Origin of the sequence: Flavobacterium zubiriense (assembly GCF_041729725.1) — a bacterium.
Taxonomy (GTDB): domain Bacteria; phylum Bacteroidota; class Bacteroidia; order Flavobacteriales; family Flavobacteriaceae; genus Flavobacterium; species Flavobacterium zubiriense.
Genome location: NZ_JBCFQL010000025.1, coordinates 1 through 1960 on the forward strand (window position 1 = coordinate 1; position 1960 = coordinate 1960).

General features: G+C 33.4%; 1 protein-coding gene. It reads left to right on the forward strand.

Annotation, left to right across the window (positions count from 1 at the left end):
- Positions 1-583: 583 nt before the first annotated feature.
- Positions 584-1960 (forward strand): SprB repeat-containing protein (locus AAGV28_RS15360; protein WP_373407634.1); only part of this gene is annotated, 1377 nt, incomplete at its 3' end.

The following is a 1960-nucleotide window of genomic DNA, read 5'->3' on the forward strand; positions in this document are numbered from 1 at the left end:
TCCACATCTACAATTTCTAAAATTAACAAACCTCGAATGTTTATTCTTTCGAGGTTTTTTTATGGACTAGAATCACATCTTAATTTGTAATTGAAGTAGTTGACTATAAATACAGAACAAAGTAATTAGTAAGAATTATTTGTTTTTTTAAAAAAAATTACATTTAAACGACTTTTCAGGCTATTGATAGACTAAAAAAATCATTCTCGTTAATTATTCTTAAATTTATTACAAATAAAAAAGTAAAAATATTTTGATGCTTAATGTTGTTTTTTAGACATAAAGACAAACAACATATACTAAATTCTTTAAAATTATTTTTCTAAATTAATTTTAATTCATTGATTATAACTAATATCTTTTTTAAACTTCAAAAAAGCAGATTCTTATTTATTTGATTTTTCCCCAAAACCTACAACAGCTTCTAACTTAAAAATATTCGTTAATATCAAGCAAAAAAAAATATAAATCCCATTTTTTTTAACCTACTACTTTTTGGCAAATTCTGAATTCAAGCATAATTTGATTATAATCAAAAATTACAATAACATTTCTATTGTCAAATATTTAAATAGTTTAGAATATGGAAACAAATCTACCCACACAAAAGTTGAAACAAACCATTCTATTTGTTTTATTGTTATTACTTTCTAGTATAATAAATGGTTTTGCTCAAGATACCTTTGATGGTGATTATTGCCCAGGACCAGGCGTCTCAGGTGATGAGTATGCTACTGGAATAGTTTTTAGTCAACAATTAAACCCTAACCCTTCTTCAACATGTCAAATTGGGACAATTCGTGCTAAAGTAGATACGCAAGCTCAAGTACTAAGATTAGGCATGAATATTGGTAATGGAGGAGCTGCTCTTTTCAGACTGTATTTAGATACGGATAATAACCCTCTAACTGGGCTAACATCAGATTCATTTGGAGGTGCATTATCTGTAGCTGGTGCCGAATATATTCTAGAAATTAATTCCAACGCTAATACTTTCAATTTATATTCTGGAAATGAAAGTACTTTAACTCCACTTGTTGTAAATAATGGACTCGCTGCTCAGAGTGGAAGTGCTACTGGTTGTAATGGTAGTGGTTCCTTTTTAGAATTTAATATCCCTTTTGGTAGTATTGGTTTTAACATTTGTGATGCAAATACCCCAGGGATAATCAATATCACCAAATTAGCATCTGTTAGTGGTAACTCCGCTAATTCAAGCAGATGTATTGATACTCCTCTAACGTTTGGAATTCCCTTAAAAGGAGATGTAAGTCCCGATGCTACAATATGCTCAGGTAGTGACAGTCCTCTATTAACAGTAACAGGTGTCACTGGTAGTTCTTCTATCGTTAAATGGCAATCGTCAGTTAGTCCATTCACTACATGGACAGACATAGTTAATACAACAACTACTCATACTGCAACTAATTTAACTCAGACGACAAAATTTAGAGCTCTATTTATAAATTCTGGTTTGTGTTCTGGAAGTACTATTGCTACAAGTGAAGCCACAATAACAGTATCCCCTGCACCTAATGCACCAACTTCTGGAGGCGATCAAATCGTTTGCCAAACCTCCCCTATCCAAACTCTTACCGCGACTGCAACAGGCGGTAGCATTACTTGGTACAATCAAGGAAGTGGTGGAAGTATCGTTACAAATCCCATTCTTAACGCTGTAGGAACTGTGACTTACTATGCACAAGCTTCTAATGGAACTTGTTCTAGCTTAACTAGAACTCCTGTAACTTTAACTATAAATCCTACGCCTAATGTTGCAATCTACGCTTCAACTAATGTATCTTGTTTTGGGGGCAACAACGGACAAGCTACTGCTTCAGCAACAGGCGGAACTGCAGGTTACTCATATAGCTGGAATACTTCTCCTGTTCAAAATACAGCTACAGCTACGGGATTGACAGCCGGAACTTATACTGTAACAGTAACTGATGCTAAAGGA